The sequence below is a fragment of the Antarctobacter jejuensis genome, from assembly GCF_052266595.1.
GTDB lineage: Bacteria > Pseudomonadota > Alphaproteobacteria > Rhodobacterales > Rhodobacteraceae > Antarctobacter > Antarctobacter jejuensis.
On record NZ_JBQQXJ010000010.1, the window covers coordinates 16,965 to 42,075 of the forward strand.

A 25,111-nucleotide genomic window follows, 5' to 3' on the forward strand; every position below is an offset into this window, starting at 1 on the left:
AAATACGGGAGGAAAGCCGGTGGATCTGAAACTGAACGCGGCGGAGATCGAAGCCTTTCTCGGCGAGGTCTTTCCGCAGGTCGAAGGCATGTTCGCAATCGACAGCCTGACCGAAGACCTGCTGGTCATGCGCCTGATGAACGATGACCGGCACCTGCGACCCGGGGGGACGGTGTCCGGCCCGGCGATGTTCAGCCTCGCGGATGTGTCGGCCTATGTCGCGGTGCTGGCGCGCATCGGGCGCGAGGCGCTGACCGTGACGACCCATTGTTCCATCGACTTCATGCGCAAGCCGCAGGCCGGCGTCGATGTGCTGGCGGAAACGCGGGTGCTGAAACTGGGGCGGTCGCTGGCGGTGATGGACGTGCTGTTGTTCAGCGAGGGCGAGACAAAGCCGCTGGCCCATGCCTCGCTGACGTATTCGATCCCGCCAAAACCCTAACGAAAGTTTGGCGCGCGCTTCTGAATGCGCGCCATAACGGCCTCGATCTGGTTGGGCTGACCGATGACCTGCGCTTGCAGTTCGGCCTCCAGCCGCAGCGCGGCGGCGCGCTCCATCTGCCAACTTTGGTCGACCAGACTCTTGTCGCGCCGGATGGCGTCGGGATTCTTGGCGGCGATGGTCTGGGCCATGGCCCGCACCTCGGCCAAGGGATCATCGCAAAGACGGGTGACAAGTCCCAGCCGTGCGGCTTCCTCGGCCTCGACCACGCGACCGGTCAGGATCAACTCCTTGGCCTGATCGGCGCGCATCAGGCGGGGCAGGGTGGTGCTGATCCCCATGTCCGGGATCAGACCCCAGGTGATTTCCATCACCGACATGCGCACATCGGGCGACGCCAAACGCATGTCCGCCCCCAGCGCGATCTGCAAACCGGCCCCGTAGGTGACGCCTGACAGCGCGGCGATCACCGGCACCTCCAGTTCCTGCCAGACGGTGGAGGGCTTTTGGAACATGTTCGCGGTTTCGCCCTCGGCCAGGTCAAGGATCTTGTCGATCAGCGCCTTGGGGTTCGGGTTGGCGGTGAAGAGCGCCGTATCTATGCCGGAGCAGAAATTCGGCCCTTCGCCGCGCAGGATCACCGCACGCAGACCCGGAGACGCCTTCAGTTCTTCGCCGATCCGCGCAAGCCCTTCAAAGACCGAAAGATCGACCGCGTTGTGTTTTTCGGGCCGGTTGAGGGTGACCTCGGCGACGGGGCCATCGTGGGTGACGCGTACGGTTTCGGACAAGTCGGGACTCCTTAGGTCTTCTACCGGACAATAGGAGTTGCAATGCTATCTCGGAAAGCCGTTACGTTGCGTGGCGGCACCGGGGTCAATTGCGTATTTTCAAAGAGAAGAAACGCAAGCCCATCGTGTTTCTTCTCTTTTCAAATACCGCCGGGGGAGTCGCGCAGCGACGGGGGCAGAGCCCCCTCTCAGGGCATCCGCTTCAAGACGTAGCCCGGCAGGGCAAAGGCGGCTTGGTGAACCTCTGGCGTATAATAGTCAGGCGAAAGGTTCGCCGCACGGAACCGATCTTGCAGCACCTCCAGCGGGGTCTGACGCGCCTCTCCGTCGGTGCCCCAGCCAAAGGCCATTGGCCCGCCTGCATAGGTCGGGACGGTGGCCATGTAACAGGTGGCATCCGCAAACAGCGCCTTGAACGCGCGCATGGTGTTGGTCAGTTCCTCGCCTTGCATGAAGGGCACGCCGTTTTGCGTGACAAGGATGCCACCGGGGGTCAGCGCGCGTTTGGCATGTCCGTAGAAGGTGTCGGAAAACAGCACCTCACCCGGTCCGATGGGATCCGTGCTGTCGACGATAATGACGTCATAGCCGCCTTGGGTGGTCTTCATGAACTCGGCGCCATCGGCGATCACCAGATCGAGGCGCGGATCGTCAAAGGCCCCCTGCGACAGCATTGGCAGGTATTCTTTGGAAAATTCCAAGACGCCGGCGTCGATTTCGACCATGGTGACATGGTCGACAGAGGTGTGTTTCAACACTTCGCGCGCCATACCGCCATCGCCGCCGCCGACGATGCACACGCGCCGAGCGGCGCCATGGGCAAGGATCGGCACATGGGTCAGCATCTCGTGGTAGATGAAGTTGTCGCCCTCGGTGGTCTGGATCACATCGTCCAGCGTCAGGATCCGGCCAAAGGTGTCGTTTTCGAAAACGCGCAGACGCTGGTGCTCGGTCTCGCTGTCATAGAGCAGCTTGTCGACGGTGAAGCTCTGGGCATAGTGCGGGTGCAACTGCTCTCGCATCCATTCGGGATGATCGGTCATGCGGATCTCCAATGGTGGTCGCCGCGCGGGGCAAGCGGCGCGACGGGTCTCTCGACTCTGGACATGAAAAAGGGCGGCAAGTTACCGCCCTTGTCGTGCAGGGCGCGACCGGCTCAAGCCGCGACGCCGGCCTCGGCCACCACGCCTTCGCCGCGCTTCAGCTCCTTGACGCGCACGTCGGAGGTCGCAAAGGCACGGCCCAGCACATCGACGGCCTTCCACGGTTGCGCGTCGCCGCACATGAACACGTCGAAGGCACCATAGCCGATTTCCGGCCATGTGTGGACCGAGATATGGCTTTCGGCCAGCACAGCCACGCCGCTGACGCCCTGGGGGCTGAACTTGTGCGTGTGGATGTGCAGCAGGGTCGCGCCGCAGGTGTCCACGCAGTCGCGAAACGCCTGTTGGATGCGCGCCTCGTCGTCGAGGCCTTCGCCGTCCACGACCTCGATGATCAGGTGGGTGCCCGCGAAGACGCTGCCGTCGCGGCGGATGAAGTGATCGTCGCGGTTTTCGTCGAAAACATCGCGCGGCGATACGGAATCATTGGCGGGGGTCAGACCCCGGGTGGTGTCTTCCTCGTGGGCGCCTGTCTCCAGACCGTACCCCAGTTGGAAGAGGTTGACGTCCTTCATGACGTGCCTCCTTCAATCCAGCAGTGCGTTCCAGTCGGTTCCTTAGCGCCCCCCGAAGACAGATAAGCCCAGCCTGTGGCTGGGCGTCCGGGTTGGGATCGGATCCGAAAGTGGGGCTGACCTAAGAGCGGAGCCTGAGTCGTTCAAGGATTTTTTCTGCAACTGCGAAATTCTTTTCGAGTGTCCGGGAGGAATGGCTACACAGAGGGCGCGCAGGTTGGCGGTCGATCATGGCCTGAAGGCCTCTGCGATCCCAAGGTCGAGAACCGACATGGAGGGACATGGGGCTGATTGTTAACCTGCCGAGACTGTGGGAAACACGGGCGGCCGGTGAACGCTTTCAATTCGGCGGCGCCGCGCCAATCCTGACACGCGAGATCGTTGAGTAGGCCGTCACGACCTTCTGCCTCGCGCGGATAAAGGGGCGGGGGCGCAGGGGGCAATTCGGGCGTGGGCCAACCGAGACCGGCGCGATCCGGGTGCACCGAATGCAATCGCATTTCTCTCTGTCAGAGTGCGATCTGGTGTGGAACGCCTGTGGGACCGAGGCTTGGTCCGAAGAAATCCGCCTGCACCGAGCAGGCGCAAGGGTATTTTGTGGGGTAATTGAATACCGTAATTGTAAGTGGCTGAATTTGTGTATTTAATTGGAGTGTTGGGCTCTTGACCTGCGCGTGCGCCGATGTATAACCCCGCAATCGAATTCAGGGCCGGGGCTTTGCCTCGGCTTTCTCTCTCGAAACGGACCGAAAACATGAAAACCTACTCTGCAACTCCGGCAGACATCGACAAGAAATGGATCGTGATCGACGCCGAAGGCATCGTTCTGGGCCGTCTTGCCTCGATTGTCGCCATGCGGCTGCGCGGCAAGCACAAGCCTTCCTTCACGCCTCACATGGACATGGGTGACAATGTCATCATCGTCAATGCGGACAAGATCCAGCTGACCGGCAAGAAGCGCGAAGAAAACTTCTACTGGCACACTGGCCACCCGGGCGGGATCAAGTCGCGCACCAAGGCACAGATCCTCGAGGGCGCACACCCCGAGCGCGTTGTCTTCCAGGCCGTCAAGCGCATGCTGCCGGGCAACCGCCTGTCGCGTCAGGTGCTGACCAACCTGCGTATCTACGCAGGCGCCGAGCACCCGCACGAGGCCCAGAACCCCGAGGTTCTGGACGTGAAATCGAAGAACTCCAAGAACACCCGGGTGTCGAAATAATGGCTGATCAGATCAACTCGCTCGAAGAGCTGGGCGCCGCCGCAGGCGTCGAAGAGGCTGTCGTTGTCGAAGAAGCACCGCGTGAGCCGGTGCGTGACGACCTGGGCCGTTCCTATGCCACCGGCAAGCGGAAGGACGCGGTTGCCCGCGTCTGGATCAAGCCGGGCTCTGGCAAGGTCACCGTCAACGGCAAGGACCAGGACAAGTATTTTGCCCGTCCGGTTCTGCAGCTGATCCTGCGCCAGCCGATGCAGGTGGCCGGTGTCGAAGGTGAATTCGACGTCTACGCCACCGTCAAGGGCGGCGGCCTGACCGGTCAGGCCGGTGCGGTCAAGCACGGCATTTCGAAGGCACTGCAGCTGTATGACCCGTCGCTGCGCGGCGCGCTCAAAGCGGCCGGTTTCCTGACCCGTGACAGCCGTGTCGTTGAACGTAAGAAGTTCGGTAAGCGCAAGGCGCGCCGTTCCTTCCAGTTCTCGAAGCGCTGATCACTTCGAATTTGCAGATTGCAGGGGCCCCTCGGGGCCCCTTCTTTTTTGGGTGGGGGTTCACCCCCAAGCTTGCCTGAGGCAAGCCCCCCAAGGTATTTGGAAAACCAAAGAAACAGGGGTGCTTCGCTGGTGGAAACGGTCGGGATTGAAGATGCAGGTCGACTTGCGCGGGTTGTGGCGGGGCAGGTCGATCCGGGCAGGATGACCTTGTTTTCCACGATGAAGAACGAGATGGGGTTCCTGCCGGCGTGGCTGGCCCATCATCGCGCGATCGGGTTCGAGCAGTTCCTGATCTGGGACGATGCGTCGGACGACGGGTCGTTCGACTATCTGTGCGATCAGCCCGATGTGGTGGTCATGCAGTCCGATCTGTCCTTTGGCGCGCCGCTGCAGTACCGCGATCCGGATGGGGCGGAGCGTGAAGAACGTGCCGGCACTTATATGAAGATCGCCTTGCCGCACCTGTTCTTCGACGGCGCTTTTGTTGGGTATGTCGATGCGGATGAGTTCCTGATCCTGCCGCCGGGTGTCGGATCGATCAAGGAGGTGGTCGCGCGGCTGGAGGATGAGGGGGCGCCTTCGGCCGTGGCATCGGTGGTAGAGTTCTTTCCGGCGGATGCCTCTGGGTTGACCGGGGATTTACCGCAGAGTTTTGGTGGATTGGTAGAGGCCTATCCTTATTTTCAAGCCGAAAAGCTGGTGGAACTGGTGCCGGGGAAGGTACGTCCGAAATTCTGCGGCCAATCCAAGACGGCGACGTTGTTTGAGCGTTATGGCATTACGCCACCGCTGGTCCGGCGCGGTTGGCACAGGCTCTGGATGCCTGCCGGGGTCAAACGCGCACAGCGCAGTCAGACCTCGCCACGGCACAAGACACCTTTGATCCGGCGCGGTGGCGGCAGCTATCAGGTCGGTAGCCACAATGGAAGTTTACCGCCCTCATCGGATGTGTTGATGACGGTGGCGCATTTCGTCTTTACCGCGCAGTCGGCCCGGAAAACCCAGCGCGCGATCCGAGTGGGGGCCCACGCTCATGGCGGGCGCAAGTACCATGGCTATGCCGCCTTGCTGCAAGCCATGGCCGAGCAAAAGAACGGATTTCTCGACGATCGCAGCGTGCGCTACACGGGGCCAGAGCAGTTGGTCGCTCTGGGGCTCATGCGTTGGTAGTGCCAAAGCTGTAGCCGAAGGCGTTGATTTCCTTCTCGTAGAGCTGGCCCACCGTGTCGCGCAATTCGGGCGTGTAGAAGCTGAGCGGATCGGCCTTGGCACCGGTTTTTGGCCGGTGGTTTCCCTTGGCGCGGGGCAGCCAGCCGTCGAAGGGGATGTCAAGGCGGGCGCAGGCCTCTGTCAAACCGGGCACGAGGTTTTCAAACCGAACCACCTCATCGGCGATGATCTTGTTGTCGAGCGTGTAGAGCGGCCAATTGTCGTGGTAGCGGACCCGGACGATATCCCCCATCGGGTCGCCGCGTTCGATGGCGCTGACGAACTCGGCAAAGCTGGGAGGATCGGAGAGGTTCTTGATCCGCCAGAAGTAGTCAGAGACCGTCTTGGTCCAAGGATTGCGCACCACGCAGAACTTGCGGAAGGTCTTCCATTCCTCGGGGAAGGCTCGGGCGATGGTTTCGGCATAGGCGTGCTGAGGTTGCGGTTCGTTCCAGGCCGAGCGATACTTCTGGAGCACGAGCTTCTTGATGGCGTGGTCGCGGGCTTTGCGGCCACGCAAGCCCAGCAGAGTGATCGAAGAACTCAGGCGCCGGTTCGCGCGGCCCTGCGCGGCTGCGTCGTGGAGCACCCGCTTTGTCAGCGGGATGCCGGCAGCCTGAGTTTCTGACAGTGCCGAGAGTTGCAGGTCCTCGGGTCCGAGATCGCGCGCCAGCGACACGCAGATCGAACTTCCTGCAGTCTTGCGGCAGTGCAGGAAAATGTAGCGGTGGCGATAGCTTATGATCATGTTTACCCAAGTGCTTGGCGGTGGCAGATAGTTGGAACGGGCGTCCGTCGGTGATGTTCGGACACTGCCACGTGTTAACGCAGCATTCCAGTGCCCGCGCGGCAGGTGCGCGGCCCTTTGAAGCGTTTAGACACCATCGAAAAGGGCAAGCAGCACCGAAATGGAATTCATGAAGAGCGCTGCCAAAGTATTCAAGCGGTTGTGAACACATGTTCGGCCGATGGCCAGACTTCGGCGATCTGTGGCAAGCGGCGGGCGACGGCCTCATAGACCGGTGCGTAGTGGCGGGCGATTTCGGCGGTCAATTCGTCAGAGACACCGGATCCCTTGCCGCGGCTGTTGACCGCCCGCATCCCGGCCTGCGGATCGACGGGAACCCCGGCAAAGCGCGACAGATCGGTGATCCCGTGCGCGGTGAACAGGGTTTCGAAACAGGTGATGAAACAGTCCTCGGGCGCAAAGATCGCTTCGATGGCATCCAGAGTGGTATCATACCGCGTGCGGGCCTCGGCCTCTGCCGTGGCGTAGAAGGCGCGCAACGGGGCCTCGTTTTCGGCACTGACAGGCAGGCGCCCCTTTTCCATCTCCATGCGCATTTGTGAGCGAATGCGATCCACCGGATCGCGCACAGAGAATATAAGTTTCAAAGTGATTCCATGGACTTCAAGGCCGGACTTGATGCGCGCCAACATGTCAGCCGGGAGGGCGGCATAAGAAGGCGTGATGTCCCCAGTGCGGGTGATCCCCGGTCCGTCGAGAAGCTGGGCGAAATAATCGAAATAGGCCGCCTCATCCTGCTGCAGGCGCCAGCGAAGATGGCGTGCGGGTTCTGGTGCGCCGAGGGCGGTTTTGACACGGGAACGCAGTTTGCCCAGAAAGGACGGTTCCGGCGCGCGATACCGTTCGAAAACGCCTCCAAGGTGATGTTCCCAAACTTGGTATTCGCCCAAACGCCCGAAATCCGATCCCTCCTGCCGGGCGAGATACGCCTGGATCCAGGTCGAGCCGCATTTCTGGCCGCCGAGGCCGAGGAAAAAGGTTTTGGTCATCTGGATCTCCCGGCGGGACCTGCTGGCGTGAAACCGGAGCCATGTCCGGCCGCATATGCCGAACCGCGACCCAAGCATCGACTCGCCCAAGGCGTTTTTAAACCAAAGATGCCCCGAGGTCGCGCGGCAATTGACATTCACCCGCGCCCGGACCGGCACCGCACCGATGCCAAGGGCGCGCGCCCGCCGTTTCTTTGGGCTTCCAAATACCCTCGGGGGAGTCGACCGCAGGGAGACGAGGGCAGCGCCCCCGTTCGACCCTCGTCATTTGTCGGCAGGCAGCAATCCGAGGCCGCGCAGATATACCCCGATGCCGGTTTCCAGCAGATCTTCGGGCGGAAAGGGCGCCTGGGTGCCCGGTGAGTTGCGGGCAAAGAGTTCGACGACCCCGTGAGACAGCGCCCAGATATGGGCCGAGAACATCGCCGGGGGCGGTCGTTTCTCCGGCGGGATGTGTTGTGACAGTTCCTCCGCGGCCTTTTCCAGCACTCCACGCGCCCGTGCGGACACGGCGGCCAGTTCTGGCGAATGGTTCACCGAGATGCCGGATTCGAACATGGCGATGTAATGGCCGGGATACCGACGGGCAAAGGCAAGGTAGGCGCGGCCGGTAGCTTCGAAAGCGGCCAGCGCCGAGGGCTGACCCTTGTCATAGGCGTATTGCATGACATCGGCGAAGATCTCATAGCCTTGGCGCGCAGCCTCGGCGATCAGGTCTTCGCGACCCGCGAAATGGCGGTAGACCGCCGCGGGTGTCACGCCAGCCTGCTTGGCGGCCTCTGAAAGGGTAAAGCCGGTAGGGCCTTTGGCCTCGATCAGTTGCAAGGCCGCTTCGACCAGTGCCTGGCGCAGGTTGCCGTGATGATATCCACGTTTCTTGGCCATTTGCCGGTCAATCAGCCGCCCCAGATCTCGGGACCGCCAAGGATGCGGGGGTCCAATGACCCGATGGCCTTGGCGTTCTTGCGGGCGTAGTCCAGATGGGTCAGCACATGGCGGATCGCGGCAAGACGGGCGCGCTTCTTGTCGTCAGAGCGGATGACCGTCCAGGGCGCAGCAGCAGTGTGCGAGCGGTTCAGGGTTTCCTGAATCGCCACGGAATATTCATCCCACTTGGCCAGCCCCTCAACGTCGATCCAGCTGAGTTTCCACTGTTTCAGCGGGTCGTTTTCGCGTTTGAGAAAGCGGCGCAACTGTTCGGCACGGCCCACGTTCAGCCAGAACTTGAAGACGTGAATGCCCTCGTTCACCAGCATCTTTTCAAAATCGGGCACCTGGTTGAAGAAATGTTCGCGCTGCGCGTTGTCGCAGAAGTCAAAGACGTGCTCGACCACGCCCCGGTTGTACCACGACCGGTCGAAAAAGACGATCTCACCGGCCGCGGGCAAGTGGTCGATATAGCGTTGGAAATACCATTGCGTCGCTTCCCGGTCGGACGGTTTCCCCAGCGCCACGACACGGGCGCCACGCGGGTTCAGGTTCATGCGAAAACGCTTGATCGTGCCGCCCTTGCCGGCGGCGTCGCGGCCTTCGAAGACCATGGCGATGCGTTCGCCCGTCTCTTTGGCCCAGGCCTGCATCTTAACCAATTCGATCTGCAGGCGCTCCATGTCCTTTTCGTAGGCCTTGCGCTTCATCTCTTCGGAATAGGGATAGCCGGTGTCGAGCACGTCATCCTTTTCGGCGCGGGTGATCGCCTCGCGCACGGATTTCGGAGCCTCGGTTTCATAGAAGCGGCTGATTGCGCCGTCGAATGGGAGCATGGGGGCCTCGTCGCATCGAAGTGAGCGGCACTATGGGATGTTAAGGCAATTAACGCAAATGGTTCGCGGCGTCAGGGTCTTAGCCCGGCACGGACGGCGGCGCGGCGCACCGCCTCGACCACCGCGCCGGGTCGGGCGTGCTGCGGCATGTGGCCAACACCTTCCAGCGGCGTGACCCGGGCATCGGGCAGCAGCCTGGCGCCGGCAACGGTGTGAATGTCATAGCCGACCGTGGTGTCGGCGGTGCCATGGACCAGCTCGACGGGGATCCGCAGGTTTGGATAGCGTTTCGACATCCGTACCAGCGCCGGGCGCAGGGCGGCGACCTGTCGACCATTGGCGCGGATCGTCTCTCGTCTCAGGCTGAGGCCGGGGCCGATGTGATCCAGATAACCTTCGGGAACGGCCTGCGGGGCAAAGATGCCCGCCACGGCCTTGCGCGCGCGGTCTTCGGTGAAATAGGCGGTGACGAACTGCGGCACCACCGCACCGCCCAGCGGGTCGCCCAGCACCTGGTACTGGCTGTCGAGCGCGCCGGGCCAGGGCATGATTGCCCCGCCGAGTGACACAACCGCGGCGGCGTCCTGATCCAGCCCCCAAGCCATGGCAACCGCGCCGCCAAAGGAATGGCCGACCACCACGGGCCGGCGGATACCCAGTTCCGCGGCAGCTGCCGCCAGCACGGCGGCCTGATCCTGCGGGGTTTCGGCACGGCTGTTGAACGGACCGGCAAAGCGGTCCTGCCGCGCGGTATAGCCAAGGCCGGGCCGGTCAAATGCGGTCACGCGGTAGTCGCGGGCCAGAAGATCGACCAACTGAAAGGTGAAATCGCGCAGGTTGCCGCTGGCCCCGTGCAGCAGGACCACGTCCGGGCCCGCGCCTTTCTGAACGTAATGCACGCGGACGCCGTCGACCTCGACAAAACGCCCCACCGGTGGCCAGAGCTCTTCGGCGCGGCGCTCCGCCCGGTCGGCCCTGATCTGGGTGACGGCGCAGCCGCTGAGAAGAAGCAGAAGAAGGACGACGCCAAGTAGTCGCAAGACCGATTACCCCACCTTAGGTCAGCCCTCGGGACGGGCCTCTCCGATCAAGGATAGGTCAAAGGGCGTCGACTGGTAGATCTGGTTGATCCAATTACCGTAGAGAAGGTGCGCATGGCTGCGCCAGCGGTTCTGCGGCGACAGTGCAGGATTGTCGTCTGGGTAGTAGTTGGCCGGGACATTGATGGGCTTTCCGGCCTCGATGTCGCGGTCGTACTCCTCCTTGAGGGTGCCGCTGTCGTATTCCAGATGGTTGAAGATATAGAGCGCCCGGTGCTCCGGATCCTCGACCAGACAGGGGCCGGTTTCAGCGGAATCGATCAGGATATTCAGGCCAGCGTCCTTGATTTCATCCCGTTCCAGCTCTGTCCAGCGAGAGACCGGGATCACCATGTCGTCCGAGAACCCCCGCAGGTAAGGCGAGGCGGGTGCAAGGTTGCTGTGCCGGACCGCGCCAAAGGCCTTGGCCGCCAGCATGTGTTTCTGCACGCCGTGAAAATGGTGGATCATCGCCATGCCGCCCCAGCAGACGCCAAATGTGGAATGCACGTTGCTTTGCGTCCAGTCGAAGACCTGGGTGAGTTCATCCCAATAGGTCACCTCTTCGAAGGGCAGGTGTTCGATGGGCGCGCCGGTAATGATCAGGCCGTCGAATTTTTCGCCCGTCTCCGCCACTTCGGCAAAGGGGCGATAGAAGGTTTCCATGTGCTCGGCGGCGGTGTTCTTGGTCTGGTGCTCGGTCATCCGGATCAGCGAAAGCTCGATCTGCAGCGGTGTCGCGCCGATCAACCGGGCGAACTGGTTCTCGGTCTGGATCTTTTTCGGCATCAGGTTGAGCAGGCCGATGCGCAACGGTCGGATGTCCTGCCGCGCCGCATGTTCCTCGGCCATGACCATGACACCTTCGCGCGTGAGCACGTCGAAGGCGGGAAGGTCGGAGGGCAGTTTGATGGGCATGACAGGCTTCCTGTTTCGGCGAAGCAATCAGATAGGCGAATGACCGGATGGGAGCAAGGTCGGGTGTCCGGTGAGTTGCCTGATCTGCATCCTGCGACGGACCAGGAGGGGCAAATCCAGGCACATAAACGGTGACCCGGATGAGCGCGTTGGCACGCTTTCATTCAGCAGGCGGCGGGTGATCACGTGGCAAACAGAGGGAACACTGAAAGGCACGTGCTTGCAGTAGGTCAGGCGGGCAGGGCACCTGCGATCAGGTCGGTGAAATCGGCCTCGCTTTGTACCTGCGCCATGTCGGAGGCGTCGACGGTTACGCCCCAGTTCTGCGCCATCTCCTCGTAGATCGGCTGGCGGTGCGCCAAAGCCTGCGCATAGGTCCAGCGGATGAAGGCGTCGGGATCGACCTGCGCCTCTGATTTGCCGGTCTCGGACAGGTAGCGCGCCCAGGCGTCGGCCAGGAAGTCCGCGCGATAGGCCATCGGTTTTGGCGCGCGGTCAAAGCGGCGGATCAATTCGGCTGTGTGGGCTTCGGACCCGCGGATCCAGACCATCAGCGCCTGTCCGGACAGGGCCGTCAGGATCGGGTCCTGCCGGTCGTTCGGATTTACCCATTCACAGATGCTGCCGCCTGTATCGCAGATGAAATGCGGATACCCGTACAGGTCCTGCGCGCGGGTGATGAAATACTCGGTATCCAACAGCGCCTGCCGTTCAGCGCGTTCGAACTGCGTCTGGCGGCGGCGGTATTCCTGCATCGGCAACCCGCCAATTTCCGGATTGCCCGGCTTGCCGAGGTAGGTGGAGACCGGCGTGAGATTGTTGAACGAGATATTGGAGCCGATGTAGATCGAATCGCTCAGCAGGAGATCGCGCAGAAAGGGAACCTGCATGGCGTGACGCTTGGCGTTGTCGGCAATGTATTCGCCCATGTAACGGGTGCCGATGCGGTAATCGATCGAGTAATGGAACCAATCGCCGCCCTCACGCAGGAGGTTCGAAACATGGGTCTTGCCCAGCCCGGACATGGCAAAAAGCACCACGCGTTTCTGTGGCGCGTCGCGCCAGGCCTGGGCAGAGGGGTAGAGCATCACACACCTGTTTCCTGTAGGTTTGCGATGGCTTACGCGCGACGGCGGGGCGCGTCAAACCCCGCTGCGTTTCGGGGCTTTCAGCGCGCGTGCCAGACGGCCATCCAGAACCACGAGTCCAACCGCCAACAGGCACAACCCGGCAAAGGCGCCTGCGTGTAGATCCTCGGCCCGGACCCATGCGCCCAGCACGATGGCCACGGGCGGGATGATCAGCGTGACCAGCATCAGATTGCCGGCACCCGCCATGGCCAGCACGCGGTAATACAACAGGTAAGCGCAGGCGGTGGCGATCAGCGCGTAATACAGGATGCCTGCCCATGTGGCCGGTTGCAGGGCCAGCGTCGGCACGCCTTCCGTGATCAGCGTCAGCGGCAGCATCACAAGGGTCGATGTGGTCAGCATCCCGGCGGCAGCGGTGATCGGGGGCAGCCCGCGGAGCGTCTTGCGCGCCCATGCACCGGCGCAAGCGTATGAAAAAGTTCCTGCAATGACAGCTAGTTGTGCGGTGGATGTGATGTCAAGGCTGAGAAGCGCGGCAGGACCGATGGCCGTCACCACCCCCGCAAACCCCAGCGCCACACCCAGCGCCTTGCGCCGTGTCAGACGTTCGTCTGCAAAGACCGCCGCCGCCACCAGCACGCCAAAGATCGCGGTGGTGGCGTTCAGGATCGAGGTCAAGCCGCTGGGGATGTGCAACTGTCCCCAGGCCATCAGCGTGAAGGGGATGACGTTGTTCAGCAGGCCCATGCCCAGCAGTGCCCCCCAGATGCGCACCGTCCGGGGAATGGCGGTCCCGCGCAGCAGCACGATGGGCCAGAGCACCAGCGCCGCGATGCCGGTCCGGAACAGGACCGAGGTCAGCGGGCCAATCTCATCCAGCGCGGTGCGGATGGCCAGAAAGGAACCGCCCCAGATGAGGCCGAGCAGGATCAGTTCGGCCCATGCGCGCGGTGAAATTGAGGTCTGTGTCATGTCCCAGCCTTAGCGCCAAGCCGGTCCGGGACGCGACCCGGAAAATGCGGTTTTTCGGAGTGAAGACGCGAAAAAGAAAAGGCGGCCGTGTTACGGATCTGCCCCGCGCAGTGGGGTTCGTGGCGATCCTCGATCACAAAGATACCAAATCTGAAATGCCGCATCTGGATGAGGACGGGTTGACGGCCAAGGCAAAGGGTCTGTCTGAGGACAATTTCGACTTCCCGTCAGATTTGCATGACTGTTTGCGTGTCTTCGGAGTTGAATACGCCTCCGTTTCAGCGTTTTGCACCGCCGTGGAGGCGCTGCGCTGCGAGTCCACGCGAACGGTATTGCATCCCAAGATAACCACCGGAGGTCGGAATCGTCCGTTTAGCGTTCATTTGACGTAGAAACGCCCCCGCAGAGATCTGCGAGGGCGCCTGTGGGGTAGATAAGTAGGACAGGCCAAGCCGTCAGAAGTTGACTGCGACCTTGAAGCCTACACCAATTGCATGGTTGTCCTCGAACGAGGTGGCGGGCGCAAACGGCCCGACCCGGGTTTCGGCCTCACCGATCTGGATGTACCGGACGCCACCGGAAATCTCATAGTTTTCATAGGTGTAGGACGCGCCCAGGCCAACGCTCCAATTGCCATCGGTGGGACCGAGGTTGGAGGCGAAATTGTTGTTCGCGGGCTCATACCCGACCGACACGGATCCGGCCCAGCTTTCGTTGAAGCGACGGCCGACGCCGAGGTTGTAGCTGATGGTATCATCCTCATAAGACACCAGCGCCACGCCTGCGCCGCCCGCCAGAGTGCCGGTCAGCGAGTCGTAATCAGCGGGCCGCATTTCGAAATCGCTCCAGTTCACCCAACGCACCGAGCCGAACACCAGTGTATCCTTGGCGATGCCGGTCTGGAATTCGAGGTTCACCGACTGCGGCGTGTCGATGGTCGTGGCCGACGTGTTGGCGAGGCCGATGGCCGAGCTTTCGGTGGTGTCGAGGCTATGTCGGATCGACGAATTGTAGGTCAGCGCCACGCGCATCGCGATCTCGGGGCGTTCATAGGCGACCCCCAGAAGGTAGCCCCAACCATCGTCGCGCTCGCCGTTGACACTGTAGGCCGTTCCGGCCAGCGGACCCGCCGGCAAGGTGATGTAAGGGATCAGGGCCTCAGCCTTCAGGCGCTGGTAACGAACACCGCCGTGCACACTGAAGTTTTCGTTGAACTTGTAGCGCGCGACGCCGGTGATGGCCTCGGACTGCAGTTTGGCAAAGGCGCCCGCGGCAAAGTAGCCGGTGCCCGCGTCATATTCGACATCGGCGCCATAGGGCTGGTCAAAGATCAGCGCGACCGACAGCTTGTCGCCGTAGTCGTGTTTGATCGCCGCGCCGGCCTGAATGTAGCTGTTGGTCATGTTGCCCGAGCGGCTGCCCGCGACAGAACCACCCAGCGCGGCCGGAAAGGTCACAACCTGCACACCTGAAACATCCGGCGAAACCGTACCGAAGCTGAGTTCGGCATAGCTGCCCTGTTCGAAGATGACGCCGATCGATTGGCCCGAACGGTCAATGCCACCAGCCTGCGCGTTCACCGATGTGAGGGCCAGCAGGCTGGCCCCGGCAAGAAGTTTTTTCATGTTTTTATCCCTCGTCCCTGAACGGGAAGTCTCCTGCCGGGAACGTTAGAAAACATGTCGGGTAACCGTCAATTTGTGACGGGGCGTCACTCTAACGTACCGGTACGTTGCGTCACGTTTATGTAACATGCCTTCGCATAGGTTGTGCGGTCTTCAGGTGCGACGGCGGGTTTCGAACCAGATATTGGCGTAATTCGCACCAAAGATCACCAGAGCGCCAAGGATCACCAGCGGATCGACCTTTTCCGCGTACAGGACCATACCCACAAGCGCGATGACAGGCAGGCGCGCAAAGTCGATCGGCATGACGACAGTGGCGGGGGCCAGCGACAGGGCGGTGGTCAGACAGAAATGCGCGACCAGTCCCGCGCAGGCGATCAGCACAACCCAGGGGAGACTGTCCATGGCCGGAATGGCAATGTCCCCGTCGATCCCCGCGCAGATCAGGCCAAAGACGGCCTGCATCACGGTCAGCCAGAACAGGATGCAGGTGATCTTTTCGGTGCGCGTCAGCAGGCGGGTGAAAACGGCGGATCCGGCGAAGCCGATGGCGGCGAGAGCAGCGGTCAGCTGGCCGATATGGACCGTTTCCGGCGACGGGCGGGTGACGATCAGGATACCGATGAAGCCAAGGATCGCCGCGCCGACCCGGTTGGGCGTCAGCCGTTCCGACAGGATCAGCGCACTCAGCAGCATGACCCAGAAGGGCGACGTGAACTCCAGCGCAAAGACCTGCGCCAGCGGGATCGCGGTGATGGAGTAGAACCACAGGTTCTGACCGGCGAAATGAAAGACGTTGCGCAGCGCGTGAGTGCCCATGCGGCGGCGAGTGATATGACCCAGCGTTCCCGCGCCACCGGCCACCGCCAGAACGATCACGATCCCGATCAAAGAGCGGTACAGCATGATCTCGAAGGTATCGAGATCAAGGCTGACAGCGCGGCCGGCGATGGCCATGACGGTAAAGGAGGCTATGGCGCCTGTCATCCAGAGGCAGCCGCGCAGGGTATCATGCATGGGGGTCGTTCCTTCTGCCGGGCATCTGTGCAGAGTGCTGCAAGATTGTCCAGACGCGCGAAACCGCGCGGACCGGCAGGGTCGGATCACATGCGGATCGCGCCTGTCAGGGGATGGCTGGCGATGTCTGCGAACCGGGCAATCAGGCCGCGATGATAGGTGAGCATCGGCGCAACGGGCTGATCCGGGTCCGAGGAGGCCGTTTTGATCTTCGTCATTCGGTCGCGCTGTCCGATCCGTGTTATCAGGCAGGTTGTCAGGACGATTGATTGCCTCTGGACGTCGTCTCGCGGCAAGGTAAAGGCGCGCCCAACGATATGGCTGAAGCCCGGCGCATCGCGGAGCAGGGCAAACCCGTTGCCTTGGGTCAGAAGGTCTTCGGCGTCTCGAACCGTCATGCCGGAAATGTCTTGATCGTCACGGGCTGCGGCCTGGGCTTGGGCCGCATAGTGGGGCTCATCCTGCCGGGCGACCGCGATCGAATCTGTCTCGAAACTTACATGCACCTCTGCGCTGAGGGTGGCAGAGGCGAAACGCAGCAGGCCTTTATCGTTCTTCGGGAAATTTCCGGCGAGGTGGTAGAGGTATTCGCCCGTGGGCTCCACCTCCCACAGGATGTCAACATAGGTCACGGATGAAGGGGCCGCCGGATCCACATCGACCCAGACGGGCACGTTCAACCCTTCGGCCATGTGGAGTTCAGAGACATCGACTTGCGGATGGGCCGCAAGGTTTTCCTCATGGTTGCCGGGCATTTTTACATGAGGGGACGAAAACGTGGCATGAGGGGACGAAATCCGTCTTCCAAACAATCCAAACAGGCGTTTCACGTCGGATTTCCTTCCAAGCATGACCGTGGTTCAAAAAAAATGGCCAGCCTCACCGGGCCGGCCATTTCTCAAACGTCGAAAGCAGTCCTCAGACTTCTTTCATGATCTGATCTTTGGCGAGGATCAGCAGCCCGGCGCGCTTGGAGCGGATCTCATCCGCGGTCGCCTTGTCGCCCAGATCGCCCGCGACTTTGCGCACAACGTCCTCGTGGCCCGCTTCTTCGAAGTCGGCCTTGATCACCTCGACGGCATAGGCATCGGCGTCAGAGCCGGTCTTGCCCATCAGCTCTGCAGCCCAGAGGCCCAGCAACTTGTTGGCGCGGGCTTCGGCCTTGAACTTCATTTCTTCGTCATGGGCGTATTTGTTTTCGAACGCGTTTTCGCGGTCATCGAAGGTGGTCATGGGTCTCGCTCCCTCGGGAAGTGTGGTTCCAGACCGATATGCCGACGCAAAGCCCGTTACGCAAGGCTGCACGCGCCGCCTGCGGCATTGAAAGCAGGGAGTTTTGCGGTTTGGCCGGGGTTTGACACAGGTTGTGACACGGAATGCGGGTGGCGCCGGTTGTTTTGTCACCCGTGTCCGGCCGGGAGGGTGGCTACCCTTGCGGTAGCCCCGTCTGTACCGTATGAGAACGCGACACCGCGCTTCGGGCGCGGTTTTCCCGTTTGGAAAGGTCCGGAATGGCACGGCGCAAAAAAATCTACGAAGGCAAGGCCAAGATCCTCTACGAAGGCCCCGAACCGGGCACCATCGTGCAGTATTTCAAGGATGACGCGACCGCCTTCAACGCCGAAAAGAAGGACGTGATCGAAGGCAAGGGCGTGCTGAACAACCGCCTGAGCGAATTCTTCATGACCGGTCTGAACGGCATCGGCGTGCCGACCCATTTCATCAAGCGCCTGAACATGCGCGAGCAGCTGGTCCGCGCCTGCGAGATCGTGCCGCTGGAAATCATCGTGCGCAACTTTGCCGCCGGTTCCATGTCCAAACGTCTGGGCATCGAGGAAGGCACCGCATTGCCGCGCCCGATCGTGGAATATTGCTACAAGGACGACAAGCTGGGCGATCCGCTGGTCACCGAAGAGCATATCGCCGCCTTTGGCTGGGCCTCGCAGCAGGACATGGATGACATCGTGGCGCTGGCGCTGCGGGTGAATGACTATCTGTCCGGCCTGATGTACGGCGTGGGCATTCGTCTGGTCGACTTCAAGATCGAGGTGGGCCGTGTCTATGACGGCGACTACCAGCGCCTGATCGTCGCCGACGAAATCTCGCCCGACAGCTGCCGCTTGTGGGATATCGAAACCGGTCAGAAGCTGGACAAGGACGTGTTCCGTCACGATCTGGGCAACCTTGCCGATGCCTATACAGAGGTTGCGCGCCGTCTGGGCGTGATGCCGAAGCAGGCGACCCATTTGACAAAGCCAAAGCTTATCAACTGACGGCTGCTTTGGCGGGCAGGGGCACCAAACAGGCGGTGTCCCGTCCACGGCCTTGGGCGCGCGTGTCGCGTGCCATAGGGCGAAAAGGGGCGTAACGTCCTCCCCGGGGCAGAGATTCCGGACTTGGCGGAAAGGCCTGGCAGGGCGTAGGCTTTGCCAACCGATTATGCCCGCGAGGCCCGCCATGCGCCGTTTCTTTAGTGTTTTTTCCCTTGGCCTGTTGGTCGCCACGCCGCTAGCGGCGCAACCGGTCGAGTTCGATCCGGCGGATTTCGGCAAGATCGTCGTGGCGGCGCGTCAGTCTGCGGGCACGGGGATCGTGCTGGAACAGGCCTTTGGCGACTACCAGAACGAACCGGTGATCACCTACGGGGAAAAGAGCATCGCGCGCCGTCTGGGCCATCCGGTCGGGCGTCTGGACGTGCTCTACAAAAACGGTAAGACCGGCTATTGCACGGCCTTCATCGTCGACACCCAGCACCTTGTGACCAACCATCATTGCATCCCGGGCGTGGGCGGCGTGGGGGCGCAGGCTGCGCAATTCGTGGCAGGTTACATCGATCCGGCCAACCCGGCCGACGCCGAAAAGTTTCAGGTCGCACTGGAACCGGTCGAAAGCAATGCCGCGCTGGATTATTCCGTCTTGCGCGTCTTTGGCGATCCGTCCGCGCGTTATGGCGAGGTCATGCTGGCCGATGCCGATCCCGAACCTTCGGAATTCCTCTGGATCATCGGCCATCCGCAGGGCCAGTCCCAGCATATCAGCCGCGAGGGCTGCGCCGCCGGTGATCCGCCGGTGTCGACCGAAGGCAAGGTGGTGCACACCTGCGATACACTTGGCGGCAACTCAGGCTCTCCGGTGTTCCGGATCTCTGACCGGATGGTCGTGGCGCTGCACCATGCTGGCGACAATCGGACCGGTTTCAACTTTGCCATCCCTATGACGCGGATTCTGAAGAATTCCAAAGTCTTGAAGGCCGCTGTTCCCGCCGGGCCAGTCGGTTCGCAAGGTCCGCAAGGCGCTTGCGAGGTTCTATGGGGCGCGGCGCAGGAGCATGGCTGCCTCGGCTACCAGACCTTTGTTCAGCAATGCGGTGATCACCCTCTTGCCGCGCTTGCGCGGGGGCTGGCAGAGCGGTCCTGCACGCAGGCCGGCGTCGACAAGGATCCCGGCAAGGCGCCGGGCACGGAGACACCCAAGACCGATCTGACAGCGGCGATCGCCGAGGCGCAGGAAAGCACGGACCGCCGCCGCCGCAATGTTGAGCTGGATCTGGATGCCGCCCGCGTTCACCAGCAGATCGTGACCAATATCCTCTCCCAGATGGAGCGTGAGAAGTCGGCCGCCGAGACCTTGCGCGATCCGGGGGCCGCAGAGATCGTTGCCCTGTGGGAAGAGACGCTGCGGGACACCCGCCGCGACGGTGACTGGATCAAGAGCCGCGTGGGCTCGATGCCGCGTTTCCTCAGCCAGATCGATAGCGCGCGCGGGGCCATCGACCGGGCCCAGACCGAGGCCGAACTGGCCGTTGCGATGGAGGATGTCGATACAGCCGCCAAGGGCGCGCGCGACTGGCTGACCGCCATTGCCGCCCGGCGCAAGCTGATGGACATGGTCTATCCAGATACCACCGTGCAGGCCGCGCTGATCCTGCAGGGGGCTGCAGGCGGCGCCGGGCCGGACACGCCGACACTGGAGGTGCGGATCGAAGAGGCGCTGGCACAGGCCGCCGAGGCGCGCGTCCAGATCGAAACCAATGCGGTCAGCGCCCAGCGTTTGCTGACTGCTTATGAACAGATCATCGCCAAGGCCTATGCCAATGGGGCGCGCGAACAGCAGTCCAGCGCCCCCGGCAGCGATCAGGCGGCGGATCACTGGCAGAGCGTGGCCCGTGGCCTAGCCGGTGAGGCGCGTCGTATCCGCACGCGGGCTGCCGGGATGAAGGATTTCGGCGATGAGGTCGACAAGGCGGTGGCCCAACTGCGCAGCGCCCGCCGTGAGGAGGATGTCAACGACGCCGCCGCCCGGGTCGCCCGCGCGCTGACCACCTCGAACGACTGGCTGCGTCAGATCAATGCCCGCTACACCTCGGCGGAAACCCAACTGGCGGATGCCGCGCAAAAGGCGTCCCTGCTGATGGAAAACGCCACGCCCCAGCGGACCGCAACGGTCCTGCGCTGTCTGGAGGTTGGCGCGCCGCAATTCAGCGTCGAAGGCATCGCCGGGGTGCCGACACTGGACTTTGACGAGCGGACCGCCTTCAACCTGTGCAGCGAAGCAGTCAAGCAAAGCGATGAACCGGCGGTGCGCTATGCGCTGGCCCGTGCCCAGTACGAGCTGGGGGATCGCCAGACCGCTACGGCAACATTCCGCGATTTGGCCGCCCTGGGCTTTGTCCCCGCGCAATACCATTTGGGGGTCGCTTTCAACTCCGGGCGCGGGGTGCGCAAGGACGACGACCGCGCCTTCGCCATCTTTGAAGAAACGGCGGCAAAAGGCTTTCCGCAGGGCAAGTTCTCACTGGGCGTCTACTTCAGCCTTGGCCGGGGCACGCGCGCCGATCACGCCCGCGCCGGTGAACTGCTGGTCGAGTCCGTCGCCGACGGTTATGCTCATACCATCACCCAGTTGGGAAAGCTGCCGAACGCCACCATCCGGGAAATCCAACTGAACCTCGTGCAGCGCGGTTTGCTGACCTCGCGCGACGTAGACGGGGCATTCGGGCCGACAACCCGATCCGCGCTGAACCGTCTGTTGGGGCAGGGGTCCCAATAGGGCGGAACCACCGGTAATATTTCCAATGCCGAAACCGTGAACCGGCAGCGCCACGCGCTGCTGGTCAGCTTGCGCGTAAATCTGGTTTTTCTTTTGGAAACAATGGCGACGTGGCAAAAAACCCTCGGTTTTTGCGTCTGTGACCGGGCAAAGGCAAGGAATTCTTTACTTGGCGGCATGCGGGCGATCACTGTACGTTCTTAAGCATATTCTTGCCAACGGGGACATTGTCATGCGTCAACTTATCTCTGCAATCGCGCTTTGCGCAGGAGCGGTCACCGGAGGCCAGCTCGTTGCTCAAAGCGGTCCCGCCGAATTCGATCCGTCGGACTTCGGCAAAATCGTCATTCAGCCACGTCAGGCAGCATCGGGCGGCCACAACGGCCTGGTCTTTGAACAGGCCTTCGGTGACTACCAGAACGAACCGATCATCAAGTATGGTGCGAACAGCCCGATCGTAAAGCTCGGCCGGCCCATCGGCCGTCTGGACATGCTGTTTTCCAACGGAAAGTCCGGGTATTGCACCGCCTTCATCGTCGATGACACGCACATCCTGACCAATCACCACTGCATTCCGGGCATGGACGGCGATCCGACCGGCAAGGACAGTGGCGTTCAGGCGGCACAATTCGTGGCCGGATTCATCACCGAAGGCAGCTCTGAAGGGGTGGACCGCTACACCGTCAGCCCGCAGATCATCGAGACCAGCCGCGAGCTGGACTACACGGTTCTGCGCGTCTTCGGGAACCCGTCGACCAAGTACGGCAAGATGAAGCTTGTCGAGGCGGACCCACAGGACAGCGAATTCCTCTGGATCATCGGACACCCGCAGGGGCAAGCGATGCACATCAGTCGCGAAGGCTGTGCCGCCGCGATCCCGGCGATCTCGTCCGAGGGCAAGCTGATGCACAGCTGTGACACTCTGGGCGGCAACTCCGGCTCGCCGGTTATCCGCCTCAGCGACAACGGCGTTGTCGGTCTGCACCACGCGGGCGACAGCCGCACCGGTTTCAACATGGCGATCCCGATGACCCGGATCCTGCCGCAAAGCCGCGTCTTGAAGGCATCTGTCGGGCCGACCCCGACACCGACGCCCACCCCGACGCCGACACCCACCCCGACCCCGACGCCGCAGGCCAACGCCTGTTCGGCACTCTGGGCCGAGGCCAAGATCATCGGTTGCGCGGGCTACGAGGCCTACCAGGCCGAATGCGGCGATCACACCTTTGCGTCCATGGCGGCGCGCATTCTCGAACGTGAATGCTCGGTCCCGCCGCAGACCGTGACCACCAACAAGCCCAAGGAAACCGGCGGGCCGGTCCTGACCGTGCGTCCCTCGGGCGGTGACTACTCGGATCTGGCGTCGGCTGTTTCGGCTGCAGAGCCGGGCACCCGCATCGAGGTCTACCCGGGCACCTACACCCGTGGCTTTGATGTAGCGAAGCCGCTGGAGATCGTCGGCGTCGGCAACAAGCGCGATATCGTGCTGAAGGTGGCCGAGGACAACGCGATCCGCTGGACCGCCGAGTCGGGCCGCATCGCCAACATGACCATCGCCCAGGACGGCGGCAAATTCTTCAACGTCCATATCGCGGCGGGTTCTGTCATCATCGAAGACAGCGAACTGACCTCCAAGGGGCTGGCCGTTCTTGCCATCCGCAACAACGACGGGGCCACCATCCGCCGCAGCACGATCCGTGACGGCGCGCAGGGCGGTATCTTCATGTTCGAGGCCGGCAAGGCGCTGATCGAGAACAACACCTTCTTCGGCAACACGCTTGCCGCGCTGGAAGTCAAGGAAGGCGCCGATCCCATCGTCAAGGGCAACACCCTGCGTGACGGCGGCGGATCCGGCATCTTCATCAACGAAGGCGGCAAGGGCCGGTACGAAGGCAACACCATCTTCGGCAATGCCCTGTCCGGTATCGAGGCCAAGGCGGCCGACAACCCGCTGATCATCGGCAACACCATCCGTGACGGTCAGCAGGGCGGTATCATGACCTCTGACGCGGCCACGGTGCGCATCGAAAAGAACGAGATCTACGGCAACGCCTACGCCAGCATCGAGATCAAGTCGGGGGCCAACCCGCAGGTGTACAACAACACCCTGCGCGACGGTCAGCAGTCCGGCATCTACGTGCATGACGGCGGCCGCGGCGTGATCGAGAACAACGAGATCTTCCGCAACGGTTTCTACGGGATCTCGGTCAAGGGGGCATCGAACCCGATCGTCCGGGACAACAAGATCTTTGCCAATATCTACGAGGCCATCCGCGTCCGCGAAGGCGGCGGCGGCACCTATGAGCGCAACGATCTGTCGGGCAACACCGCGGGCACCTTCCGCATCGAACCCGACGCCGGCAACGTGATCCGCATCGGCAACATCGAAGGCCCGGGCCAGACCGCTGTCACGCCCAAGCCGTCGACCAACGTCAAGGTCGTGTCGGTCAAGTCCGGCGGCGGCGGCGACTACCGCGATCTGGCGGACGCCGTGGCATCGGCCGATCCCGATACCCGCATCGAGGTCTACCCGGGCACCTATACTCGCGGTCTGGATATCTCGAAGCCACTGGAAATCGTCGGTGTGGGCCCGGTGGAGAATATCGTGCTCAAGGTGGCGGACGACAATGCGATCCGCTGGACTGCGGACTCGGGCCGGATTGCCCGGATGACGATCCTGCAGGATGGTGGCAAGTACTTCAATGTGCACATCGCTGCCGGTTCGGTGACCATCGAGGACAGCGTTCTCAGCTCCAAGGGCCTCGCCGTGCTGGCGATCCGCGACAACGAGGATGCGATCATCCGCCGGAACGTGATCCGTGACGGTGCACAGGGTGGTATCTTCATGTTCGAGGGTGGTCAGGCTCTGATCGAGGCCAACGAGATCTATGGTCACTCGCTGGCCGGGCTCGAGGTCAAGGAAGGCGCCGATCCCCATGTCATCGACAACATCATGCGTGATGGCGGTGGTTCGGGCATCTTCATCAACGAAGGCGGTAAGGGTCTGTTCGAGAACAACGAGATCTTCAACAACGCGCTTTCCGGGATCGAAGCCAAGGCCGCAGATGACGCCGTGGTTGTCGGTAACGTGGTTCGCGATGGCCAGCAGGGCGGGATCATGGCCTCGGACGGTTCGACCGTGACGATCGAGGCCAACGAGATCTACGGCAACGCCTACGCCGGGATCGAGATCAAGACCAACGCCAACCCGCAGGTGATCAACAACACCCTGCGTGACGGCCTGCAGTCCGGCATCTACGTCCATGACGGTGGCCGTGGTGTGATCGAGGGCAACCAGATTTTCCGCAACGGCTTCTACGGGGTTTCGGTCAAGGGTGCTTCGAACCCGATTGTCCGCGCCAACACCATCTCGGACAACATCTACGAGGCGATCCGTGTCCGCGAAGGCGGCGGCGGCACCTACGAAAACAACGACCTGACCGGGAACACCGCAGGCACCTTCCGGATCGAAGCCGACGCCGGCAACGTCATCCGCCGCGGCAACAAGGAATAAGGTGCGGGGCCGCCTGGCCCCTCGACCGACAGGACAACGAACCGCGCGGGGCAACCCGCGCGGTTTTTCTTTGCGCTTGCATTTTTGTCCGCGATGCGGTTCCTGCGCGGCAGGATTTGACAAGGGGACAGCCATGAAAGCGCGTGTGCATGTGATGCTCAAGGACGGGGTTCTGGATCCGCAGGGCGAAGCGGTGCGTCATGCACTTGGCGCGCTGGGGTTCGAGGGCGTCGGCTCGGTTCGTCAGGGCAAGGTGATCGAACTGGAACTGGCAGACGGCACCACCGAGGCGGCCATCGGCGAGATGTGCGAAAAGCTGCTCGCCAACACCGTGATCGAAAGCTACCGCATCGAAGTGTTGTAACGACCGGGGACATCATGTCCCTCGTCTAGCGGACCGCCTGTTTTCCGTCGCGGTCCCTTGCTAAAACTCCAGTGTCGCGTTTTCGCCGACCT

At 62.2% G+C, this 25,111-nt stretch carries 23 protein-coding genes; 8 read left to right on the plus strand and 15 right to left on the minus strand.

The genetic code is table 11. The features are described 5' to 3' along the window. The first annotated feature begins 19 nt into the window (after window positions 1-19). Complete coding sequence (locus ACTXGA_RS15130; protein ID WP_443395040.1) at window positions 20-442, plus strand: PaaI family thioesterase; 423 nt, start codon at window positions 20-22, stop codon at window positions 440-442. On the opposite strand, the gene ACTXGA_RS15135 is transcribed toward ACTXGA_RS15130, so the two are convergent. From ACTXGA_RS15135 to speD, 3 genes are all read right to left on the minus strand, one after another. Then, window positions 439-1,233: a crotonase/enoyl-CoA hydratase family protein gene (locus tag ACTXGA_RS15135; protein ID WP_443395042.1), complete on the minus strand. Its 795-nt coding sequence runs from the start codon at window positions 1,231-1,233 to the stop codon at window positions 439-441. The two genes, ACTXGA_RS15130 and ACTXGA_RS15135, sit on opposite strands and share 4 nt — an antisense overlap. A 188-nt stretch (window positions 1,234-1,421) precedes the next feature. Then, window positions 1,422-2,276: a polyamine aminopropyltransferase gene (gene speE, locus ACTXGA_RS15140; protein ID WP_443395044.1), complete on the minus strand. Its 855-nt coding sequence runs from the start codon at window positions 2,274-2,276 to the stop codon at window positions 1,422-1,424. Between the two features lie 113 nt (window positions 2,277-2,389). Continuing rightward, window positions 2,390-2,911: an adenosylmethionine decarboxylase gene (speD, locus tag ACTXGA_RS15145; RefSeq protein WP_443395046.1), complete on the minus strand. Its 522-nt coding sequence runs from the start codon at window positions 2,909-2,911 to the stop codon at window positions 2,390-2,392. A 754-nt stretch (window positions 2,912-3,665) separates the two neighbouring features. Between speD and rplM the strand changes: the two genes are divergently transcribed. The 3 genes from rplM (at window position 3,666) to ACTXGA_RS15160 (ending at window position 5,791) form a co-directional block, all read left to right on the plus strand. After that, a complete protein-coding gene (gene rplM / locus ACTXGA_RS15150) occupies window positions 3,666-4,130 on the plus strand; it encodes a 50S ribosomal protein L13 (protein ID WP_443395048.1) in 465 nt (154 codons plus the stop codon). Then, window positions 4,130-4,618 (plus strand): 30S ribosomal protein S9, encoded by a 489-nt coding sequence (gene rpsI, locus ACTXGA_RS15155; RefSeq protein ID WP_443395050.1) that lies wholly within the window; start codon window positions 4,130-4,132, stop codon window positions 4,616-4,618. The genes rplM and rpsI overlap by 1 nt, the downstream gene beginning before the upstream one ends. 204 nt (window positions 4,619-4,822) lie before the next feature. Further along, complete coding sequence (locus tag ACTXGA_RS15160; protein WP_443395052.1) at window positions 4,823-5,791, plus strand: glycosyltransferase family 2 protein; 969 nt, start codon at window positions 4,823-4,825, stop codon at window positions 5,789-5,791. Here ACTXGA_RS15160 and ACTXGA_RS15165 read toward each other — a convergent pair. The 12 genes from ACTXGA_RS15165 to ACTXGA_RS15220 form a co-directional block, all read right to left on the minus strand. Then, window positions 5,778-6,578 (minus strand): hypothetical protein, encoded by an 801-nt coding sequence (locus tag ACTXGA_RS15165; protein WP_443395054.1) that lies wholly within the window; start codon window positions 6,576-6,578, stop codon window positions 5,778-5,780. The genes ACTXGA_RS15160 and ACTXGA_RS15165 overlap by 14 nt on opposite strands. 191 nt (window positions 6,579-6,769) lie before the next feature. Beyond that, complete coding sequence (locus ACTXGA_RS15170; RefSeq protein WP_443395056.1) at window positions 6,770-7,627, minus strand: hypothetical protein; 858 nt, start codon at window positions 7,625-7,627, stop codon at window positions 6,770-6,772. Window positions 7,628-7,891: 264 nt separating this feature from the next. After that, window positions 7,892-8,512: a TetR/AcrR family transcriptional regulator gene (locus ACTXGA_RS15175; protein WP_443395058.1), complete on the minus strand. Its 621-nt coding sequence runs from the start codon at window positions 8,510-8,512 to the stop codon at window positions 7,892-7,894. Window positions 8,513-8,523: 11 nt separating this feature from the next. Next, window positions 8,524-9,390, minus strand: coding sequence for a polyphosphate kinase 2 (ppk2, locus tag ACTXGA_RS15180; protein ID WP_443395060.1), 867 nt, complete (start codon window positions 9,388-9,390; stop codon window positions 8,524-8,526). A 71-nt stretch (window positions 9,391-9,461) separates the two neighbouring features. Beyond that, complete coding sequence (locus ACTXGA_RS15185) at window positions 9,462-10,430, minus strand: alpha/beta fold hydrolase (protein WP_443395061.1); 969 nt, start codon at window positions 10,428-10,430, stop codon at window positions 9,462-9,464. Between the two features lie 21 nt (window positions 10,431-10,451). Further along, on the minus strand, window positions 10,452-11,387 hold the full coding sequence (locus ACTXGA_RS15190; RefSeq protein WP_443395063.1) for a homoserine O-succinyltransferase: 936 nt from the start codon (window positions 11,385-11,387) through the stop codon (window positions 10,452-10,454). A gap of 230 nt (window positions 11,388-11,617) precedes the next feature. Beyond that, a complete protein-coding gene (locus tag ACTXGA_RS15195; protein ID WP_443395065.1) occupies window positions 11,618-12,475 on the minus strand; it encodes an ATPase in 858 nt (285 codons plus the stop codon). Between the two features lie 54 nt (window positions 12,476-12,529). Continuing rightward, entirely contained in the window at window positions 12,530-13,450 is a 921-nt protein-coding gene (locus ACTXGA_RS15200) for a DMT family transporter (RefSeq protein ID WP_443395067.1), read from the minus strand. A gap of 455 nt (window positions 13,451-13,905) precedes the next feature. Continuing rightward, window positions 13,906-15,075 (minus strand): OmpP1/FadL family transporter, encoded by a 1,170-nt coding sequence (locus tag ACTXGA_RS15205; protein ID WP_443395069.1) that lies wholly within the window; start codon window positions 15,073-15,075, stop codon window positions 13,906-13,908. A gap of 153 nt (window positions 15,076-15,228) precedes the next feature. Continuing rightward, entirely contained in the window at window positions 15,229-16,092 is an 864-nt protein-coding gene (locus ACTXGA_RS15210; protein WP_443395071.1) for a DMT family transporter, read from the minus strand. Window positions 16,093-16,178: 86 nt separating this feature from the next. Continuing rightward, the gene (locus tag ACTXGA_RS15215) at window positions 16,179-16,847 is read right to left on the minus strand and encodes a hypothetical protein (protein ID WP_443395073.1); all 669 of its coding nucleotides are present in this window, start codon (window positions 16,845-16,847) and stop codon (window positions 16,179-16,181) included. 163 nt (window positions 16,848-17,010) lie between these two features. Further along, the gene (locus ACTXGA_RS15220; RefSeq protein WP_443395075.1) at window positions 17,011-17,325 is read right to left on the minus strand and encodes a DUF1476 domain-containing protein; all 315 of its coding nucleotides are present in this window, start codon (window positions 17,323-17,325) and stop codon (window positions 17,011-17,013) included. A gap of 278 nt (window positions 17,326-17,603) precedes the next feature. Between ACTXGA_RS15220 and purC the strand changes: the two genes are divergently transcribed. From purC to purS, 4 genes are all read left to right on the plus strand, one after another. Continuing rightward, complete coding sequence (purC, locus tag ACTXGA_RS15225) at window positions 17,604-18,365, plus strand: phosphoribosylaminoimidazolesuccinocarboxamide synthase (RefSeq protein ID WP_443395077.1); 762 nt, start codon at window positions 17,604-17,606, stop codon at window positions 18,363-18,365. 184 nt (window positions 18,366-18,549) lie between these two features. Then, window positions 18,550-21,141, plus strand: coding sequence for a trypsin-like peptidase domain-containing protein (locus tag ACTXGA_RS15230; RefSeq protein ID WP_443395079.1), 2,592 nt, complete (start codon window positions 18,550-18,552; stop codon window positions 21,139-21,141). 232 nt (window positions 21,142-21,373) lie between these two features. Continuing rightward, on the plus strand, window positions 21,374-24,655 hold the full coding sequence (locus tag ACTXGA_RS15235) for a right-handed parallel beta-helix repeat-containing protein (protein ID WP_443395081.1): 3,282 nt from the start codon (window positions 21,374-21,376) through the stop codon (window positions 24,653-24,655). A 133-nt stretch (window positions 24,656-24,788) separates the two neighbouring features. Further along, window positions 24,789-25,019: a phosphoribosylformylglycinamidine synthase subunit PurS gene (gene purS / locus ACTXGA_RS15240; protein ID WP_443395083.1), complete on the plus strand. Its 231-nt coding sequence runs from the start codon at window positions 24,789-24,791 to the stop codon at window positions 25,017-25,019. The last annotated feature ends 92 nt before the right edge of the window (window positions 25,020-25,111 follow it).